At 40.1% G+C, this 7,243-nt stretch carries 5 protein-coding genes and 1 tRNA gene; 3 read left to right on the forward strand and 3 right to left on the reverse strand.

What is annotated here, in order from left to right; all coding sequences use genetic code 11:
• Positions 1 to 63: 63 nt before the first annotated feature.
• Entirely contained in the window at positions 64 to 531 is a 468-nt protein-coding gene (locus PVK71_RS11245; protein ID WP_130045563.1) for an Lrp/AsnC family transcriptional regulator, read from the reverse strand.
• A gap of 132 nt (positions 532 to 663) precedes the next feature.
• Here PVK71_RS11245 and PVK71_RS11250 point away from each other — a divergent pair, with 132 nt between their 5' ends.
• Both PVK71_RS11250 and queC read left to right on the forward strand, forming a co-directional pair.
• Entirely contained in the window at positions 664 to 1,728 is a 1,065-nt protein-coding gene (locus PVK71_RS11250) for a PLP-dependent cysteine synthase family protein (RefSeq protein ID WP_274418557.1), read from the forward strand.
• 125 nt (positions 1,729 to 1,853) lie between these two features.
• Entirely contained in the window at positions 1,854 to 2,537 is a 684-nt protein-coding gene (queC, locus tag PVK71_RS11255) for a 7-cyano-7-deazaguanine synthase QueC (protein WP_274418559.1), read from the forward strand.
• 129 nt (positions 2,538 to 2,666) lie between these two features.
• On the opposite strand, the gene vexH is transcribed toward queC, so the two are convergent.
• Together vexH and PVK71_RS11265 are read right to left on the reverse strand one after the other, a co-directional pair.
• Positions 2,667 to 5,777: a vibriobactin export RND transporter permease subunit VexH gene (vexH, locus tag PVK71_RS11260; protein WP_274418560.1), complete on the reverse strand. Its 3,111-nt coding sequence runs from the start codon at positions 5,775 to 5,777 to the stop codon at positions 2,667 to 2,669.
• 2 nt (positions 5,778 to 5,779) lie between these two features.
• Positions 5,780 to 6,835 (reverse strand): efflux RND transporter periplasmic adaptor subunit, encoded by a 1,056-nt coding sequence (locus tag PVK71_RS11265; protein ID WP_274418561.1) that lies wholly within the window; start codon positions 6,833 to 6,835, stop codon positions 5,780 to 5,782.
• Positions 6,836 to 7,141: 306 nt separating this feature from the next.
• Here PVK71_RS11265 and PVK71_RS11270 point away from each other — a divergent pair.
• A tRNA-Tyr gene (locus tag PVK71_RS11270) sits at positions 7,142 to 7,225 on the forward strand.
• Positions 7,226 to 7,243: the final 18 nt, after the last annotated feature.

Here is a 7,243-nt window from a genome sequence, read left to right on the forward strand (position 1 = left end):
TAAATAGCGCAGGTCTGGTATTACTCCTGACCTGCTGCTAAAAGCAATCTAATTACTGGAAATCTATAATGGTAGCTCTGTTGTATATTTTAGAGGCTCCATCGCAAATGTACTGGTGACATTTGAAATTCCATCAACACTATTCACCAGCTTCTTATAAAAACCATCAAAAGCCTTCATGTCTTCTGATAGCACCTTCATCATGTAATCATACTCACCTGCCATTCGATAAAATTCCATCACTTCAGGAAAATCAGAAACCGTATCAACAAATTTGTTGTACCATTCTTGTGAGTGATTTGAGGTTTTAATCAAAACAAAGGCATTAAAACTTAACCCTAATTTTTCTGGATTAAGCAAAGCCACTTTCTTTTCTATTACCCCTTCTTCTTCCAGCCTTTTTAATCGTTTCCAGCAAGGTGTCGTGGTTAAATTTACGGCCTCGGCTAAATCATGTAATGAGATAGTGCTGTCTTTTTGCAGTAATGAAAGTAAGGTCGTATCCACCTTATCTAGCTCATGCTTTCCCATAAAAACCTCACAATAGAAAAATTTTCTCTTTTATAGCTGTAATGAAGTAAATATAGCAAAGTTTTTCTCAACATACAGAGGTAAATTAATCACATCGCTACTATTTGCATTGAGAATATTAAGGAAAGCATTATGTGTACAGATCATGATTGGATTAACAACGCTATTCGTAAAATTGAAGCAGACTACCAACGCTCTGCTGATACACACCTAATTAAACTTGATTTGCCTATGCTTGATGGCATCGACTTATATCTAAAAGATGAGAGCACACATCCAACAGGCTCTCTCAAGCACCGTTTAGCTCGCTCTCTTTTTCTTTATGCTATTTCTAATGGCTGGATTGGTCCAAACACCCCAATAATTGAATCATCATCGGGCAGCACCGCGGTATCTGAAGCCTACTTTGCTCGCCTACTTGGATTGCCATTCATTGCTGTAGTCCCTCGTAAAACGGCAAGTAAGAAGATTGAGATGATTAAATTCTATGGTGGTGAACCTCACTTTGTAGAACGTTCTGATGAGATTTATGCTGAGTCTCGTCGTCTTGCTGAAGAGTTAGATGGCCATTATATGGATCAATTTACTTACGCAGAACGTGCAACAGACTGGCGCGGAAATAACAACATTGCAGATAGCATTTTTCGTCAAATGCAATTAGAAGATCATCCTGAGCCAACGTGGGTTGTAATGAATCCAGGAACAGGCGGCACATCTGCAACCATTGGCCGTTTTATTCGTTACCAAAAATACAACACTAAATTATGCGTTGTGGACCCTGAAAACTCAGTATTCCATGACTTCTATAAAACGGGAAATAAAGAACTAACACTAGAGGCTGGCAGTAAGATTGAAGGCATTGGTCGACCTCGTGTAGAGCCAAGCTTTATTCCCGGGGTTATCGATGAAATGCGCACTATTCCGGATGTAGCAAGCGTCGCAACGGCTCGTTGGTTAGAAGGAATTCTTGGACGTAAAGCTGGAGCTTCTACAGGAACCAACTTATTTGGCGCACTGCAACTTGCTTGTGAAATGCAACAACGCGGTGAAAAAGGATCTATCGTTACCCTACTGTGTGATAGTGGTGAGCGATACCTTGATACGTATTATAATGACGAGTGGGTTGCTGATAATATCGGTGATTTAACACCGTGTTTAGAACAATTGGCTCGCTTTGAAACAACAGGTCAATTATAAAAACCAATAAAATAATAACGTCCCGCTAGGATAATGCCAATCGGTAATAACAATAAAAGCCATCGATCATCGATGGCTTTTTCATTACAATACAATTAAATAATCCTACAGAGATTCATTCTATTATGTCTACAGCAATCGTTGTTTTTAGTGGTGGCCAAGACTCCACTACCTGTTTAATTCAAGCTCTTACTCAATATGATAATGTTCATTGTATTACTTTTGATTACGGCCAACGCCATAATCAAGAAATTGAAGTAGCAAAAAAAGTCGCGCTTGAACTGGGTGCAGCCTCTCACAAGGTGATGGATGTTGGTTTACTTAATGAGCTTGCCGTTAGCTCATTAACTCGCGACAATATCCCTGTTTCTCATGAGCTGCAAGAAAATGGCCTACCTAACTCTTTTGTCCCGGGTCGTAATATCCTGTTCTTAACACTTGCTGGCATTTATGCATATCAATTAGGGGCTGAGTCTGTCATCACTGGTGTTTGTGAAACTGACTTCTCTGGCTACCCTGACTGTCGAGATGAGTTTGTAAAATCAATTAACCAATCTCTCGTATTAGGTATGGATCGTAAACTTCGTATTGATACTCCACTTATGTGGCTAAATAAAGCAGAAACTTGGGCACTTGCTGATAAATATGGCCAATTAGATTATGTGCGTAGTCAAACTCTAACCTGTTATAACGGTGTGATTGGGGATGGATGCGGTGATTGCCCATCATGTGACTTACGTAAAAATGGGTTAAATGAGTATTTAGAAAATAAAGACGCAGTAATGGCAGATTTAAATGCCAAGCTATAGTGATTTACGTTACAACCAGTAAATCTAATCTAGGTAATACCAATCTACATAAGTATTTGATTTAAATAAAAAGGCCATCACTAAACATTAAGTAATGGCCTTTCTTTTTATCAAATTATCATTTCAATATTAATGCGAAATTCGCCCTTTAATATCATGATCTAATTCTTTATTTAATAACGCTTCTATATGACCTGGAGACTTAGTATTACCTGAGATTAAGCGATACATCGCAGGAATAACAAATAACGTTACCAAGGTTGCAAACGCCATACCAAAGAAGATAACCGTACCTACTGCCACTCGGCTTTCGTAACCTGCACCTGTAGACATTATTAATGGAATCGCACCAGCTAATGTCGTAAAGGCTGTCATTAAAATAGGACGTAAACGACGCGCTGAGGCATCAACAATCGCTTGCTCTAACTCTATGCCTTTATCTCGCAACTGGTTCGCAAACTCAACAATCAAGATCCCGTTTTTGGTTACCATTCCGATCAACATGATCATACCAATCTGGCTATAAATATTCAGTCCTTGCCCCATTATCACTAGCCCTAAGAAACCACCAAATACACCCATAGGAACAGTAAACATCACCACCATTGGGTTAATAAAGCTTTCAAATTGTGCCGCAAGTACCAAATACGCAACAAGTAATGCTAGCCCGAATACAACAAGAATACTTGATTGGTTTTCTTTAAAGTCTTTTGACTCACCAGTGTAAGCCACTGAAATATCACTCGGTAGCATTTCTATCGCTTTTGCATCCAGATAATCCAGAGCATCACCTAATGTCGCACCATCTTTTAGATTGGCACTTAAGGTTATGGATTTCTGCTTATTGGTATGTGATAGACGAATAGCAGATGCTACCTCATTGATTTTCGTTACCGTATCAAGTGTCACTAAGTCACCCGTAGCGGTTCTCATGTAAATTTGGCTCAGATCCGCTGCGTTATTAAAACTGTTTTCATCGCCTCGTAAATACACATCGTATTCTTCACCACGATCCACATACGTGGTTTCACTTTTACCACCAAGCATGATTTCAAGGGTATCTGAAATATCAGAGATCTTAATGCCTAACTCAGCAGCACGGTTGCGATCAACCGACACAACTAACTCTGGTGTTTTTTCAGAATAGTTAATGTCTGCACCTTCCATCAATGGACTATTATTCGCTTCCGCTTTTAATATATCTCCCCACTTTTGCAGTTCTTTGTAATCGGAGCCACCAAGTACAAATTGCACAGGCTCACTTGAACCACCACGGAAACCTGGCATCATTGGAAATACACGAACATCTGGGATATCCGCTAAGGTTTTACGTATCAAACCTAATCCTTCTTGAGCGGTTAACTCTCTGTCTGCCCAATCCTCTAGGATCATGATAACAAAGCCTGTTTGGTCACCCGCTTGACCACCAAACGCTGGCGATTGAATACTGAATGATTTTAAAAAGCCTTTACCCAACAATGGCATCAGTCTCTCTTCAACAATATCCATGTTCGCACTCATTCGATTATAACTGGTCGCATCAGCACCACGAACAAAGGCAAACAGCACACCACGGTCTTCTTGTGGTGTTAATTGTGCAGGAACCTGCTTCATCAAGCCGTAACTGCCACCGATACACGCTAAGATAATCACAGGAGCCAATAAACGCCACGCCACGGCTTTAGATACTGATTTACGATAACCACGCTCAAGCCCTGAAAATAATCTATCAACAAATAAGTTAAAACGATTCGGTTTAACATTAGCTTTTAAGATCTTACTGCCTAGTACAGGGGTCAGTGTCAAGGCTATCAATGATGAGAACAACACTGACATTGCAAGCAATACAGAGAACTCAGTAAATAAGAGACCCACCATGCCATCCATAAATGAGATCGGCAAGAATACCATGACCAAAACCAAGGTTGTTGCTATTACGGCAAAGCCCACTTCTCTAGTGCCTTTATAGGCGGCTAATAATGGCGACTCACCTTTTTCTAGATGATGGAAAATGTTCTCTACGACCACAATGGCATCATCAACCACTAGACCAATCGATAAGATCAGTGCCATTAAGGTAATTAAGTTAATTGAAAAACCAAAGTAATAGGCGGCAATAAACGATGATATTAAAGAAACAGGTACGGTCACCGCAGGAATTAATGTCGCTCGCGCCTGACCAATAAAAATGTACAACACTAATATCACGAGACCACCCGTAATAAAGAGTGTGCTGTACACCTCTGAAATCGAGCGGTCAATAAACACGGTAGAGTCATAATCAATCGCTAAACGAGTGCCTTCAGGTAAAAATTGTTGAATTTTAGCTACTTCTTCATGAACTAAATTAGCCACATCCAATGGATTCGCATCAGACTGAGGAACGATCCCCATACTTACGTTAACAACACCGTCGCTTTTAAAGGTCGAATTTTCATTTTCAGCACCAATGAACACGTCAGCGACATCTTTTAAATAAATCGACGTGCCATCACTGGCGGTTTTGACAACAAGGTAATTAAAGTCTTCCGCTTGGTTATAGAGGCGCTCAGTTCGAACCGACATAACAATAGCGTCATTTCGCACCTCACCACCTGGGCTTTCAATATTCTCTGAGCGCAATGCGGCAGTAATATCGGATGCCGTGACTCCACGCCCTGCCATCAAGTCCGGCTGTAGCTTCACATACATTACTTTGTAAAGCCCACCTGAGATATCAACTGAGCTCACGCCGGTGATCAAGCTAAAACGGTCAACCAATACACGCTCGGTATAGTCAGTTAACTCTGTTCTATCCATCACACTAGAACTTAAATTGATATAAAGCGACGCCTCTCCGCTACCGTTGTTTTTAAAGACAATCGGATCATCCGCTTCGTCAGGCAAACTTCGTTGAGCACGAGCCACTGCATCACGAACATCACTTACCCCCGTATTTAAGTCGTAACCTAAATCAAAGGTAATAGTAATACGAGACATGCCGTTACGTGTTGTAGATTCAATCTCATCAATGCCACTAATACCAGAAAGCTGATCTTCTAATACTGTTGTTATCTGGCTTTCAATAATGGTTGCAGAGGCTCCCTCATAACGAGTACTAATAGATACTACTGGGCTTTCAATATCTGGCATTTCACGTACAGCGAGTTTACTAAAAGAAACCGCACCAAATACACACAACAATAAGCTAAGAACGATGGCAACAACCGGCCTTTTTACAGAGGTATCAGATAACCACATGATTATTGTCCTTTAACGGCAGGTTGAGTCTCTTGTTCAAGCAACTTAACCGTTACCCCTTCACGCATATTAACTAGACCTTGAACCACAATATCCTGACCAATCTCTAAACCAGATTCAATCACGACGCGGTTTTCAACACGAGCACCAAGCGTAACTTGAGTACGTGTTACTTTATTATCATCACCAATAACGTACACATAACGTTTTGTACCAGAATATTCTAAAGCTTGTACTGGAATGATTGGGGCACTAATTGAAGGGAAATCCAACTCTGCCGCCATTAGCATACCGGGCTTCATCTTTAGATCTTTATTTGGGAACTCAATACGCACACGTAAATTCAAGGTTTCTGCATTAATACGAGAATCAATACCCACGACTTTTCCTGAAAATACGGTATTTCCCCATGCTTGACTTGTCGCATCGACTGTCATACCCGTTGATAACATTGAAAGGTAACGTTCTGGCACTTGTAAATCTAACTGCATTAAAGACAAGTTATCTAACGTCAGTAATTCAGTCCCAGCATTGACCATTTTACCGCGACTAAAATCAATAAACCCGACCGTACCAGAGAAAGGAGCAGAAATGTGAAGATCAGCTAAATTCGCATTTGCTGCCTCTAAACGAGCTTGCGCAATATCAACACTGGCTTTTTGGCCATCGATTTCCGTTTGAGTAATCGCGTTCTTTTTCGCTAAACGTTGAAATTCTTTCAGTTTACGTTTCTCATCATTCAAATACGCTCGCGCCTCTTTAATTGCAGCACTGGCTTTATCATCATTTAACTGAATTAAAAGCTGACCTTTTTTAACTTCTTGATTTGCCTTAACTGCGATTCGGTCAATTTTTCCAGAAACCTCAGGAGAGATGATCACAGACTCCGCAGATTCTAATTTTCCGATTAATGATAATGATTGGGATATTTCATGTGTTGCCACTTCTTCAGAGACAACAGCAACCGATTGATTTCCTCTTGATTTATTAGCATAAGAAGGTGTTGATAAAGTGCATGCTAATAAAACTGCAAGAGTAATAGACTTAGTTTGATTCATATTGATACTTATTATTTGAATTATTAAAATTACTTACTGGCTCTAGTTTACCAAGTGAAAGTGGTTTTGTTCGTCAATGAATGTAAAGATGGTGCAATAAACTGTAAAAACAATCACTTCCATATGACCCTTTTTTATATTATTTGTTCAAAAATGGTGCTTTTTACCCCTTTTTGACGAAAAACCAATCATTCAAACCAAAAAACAAAGAAAAGTACTTTACAGAAAAACGAAGTTTGCTATTATTCGCTCCGAACTTGGCAAGGTCGTTGGGAAAACTCTTGTTAAGTATAAAAATCCCTCGTTGGGGGGGTTCCCGAGTGGCCAAAGGGAGCAGACTGTAAATCTGCCGCGAAAGCTTCGATGGTTCGAATCCGTCCCCCCCCACCATTATTCTTCTTGATTGTA

The sequence above is a fragment of the Aliivibrio sp. S4MY1 genome, from assembly GCF_028765545.1.
In the GTDB taxonomy this organism is placed as follows: Bacteria; Pseudomonadota; Gammaproteobacteria; order Enterobacterales; family Vibrionaceae; genus Aliivibrio.

Excerpts from the sequence above, each read along its gene's own strand:
- queC (WP_274418559.1), top strand. The coding sequence starts at position 1,854 with ATGTCTACAGCAATCGTTGTTTTTAGTGGTGGCCAAGACTCCACTACC.
- vexH (WP_274418560.1), bottom strand. The coding sequence starts at position 5,777 with ATGTGGTTATCTGATACCTCTGTAAAAAGGCCGGTTGTTGCCATCGTT.
- PVK71_RS11245 (WP_130045563.1), bottom strand. The coding sequence starts at position 531 with ATGGGAAAGCATGAGCTAGATAAGGTGGATACGACCTTACTTTCATTA.
- PVK71_RS11265 (WP_274418561.1), bottom strand. The coding sequence starts at position 6,835 with ATGAATCAAACTAAGTCTATTACTCTTGCAGTTTTATTAGCATGCACT.
- PVK71_RS11250 (WP_274418557.1), top strand. The coding sequence starts at position 664 with ATGTGTACAGATCATGATTGGATTAACAACGCTATTCGTAAAATTGAA.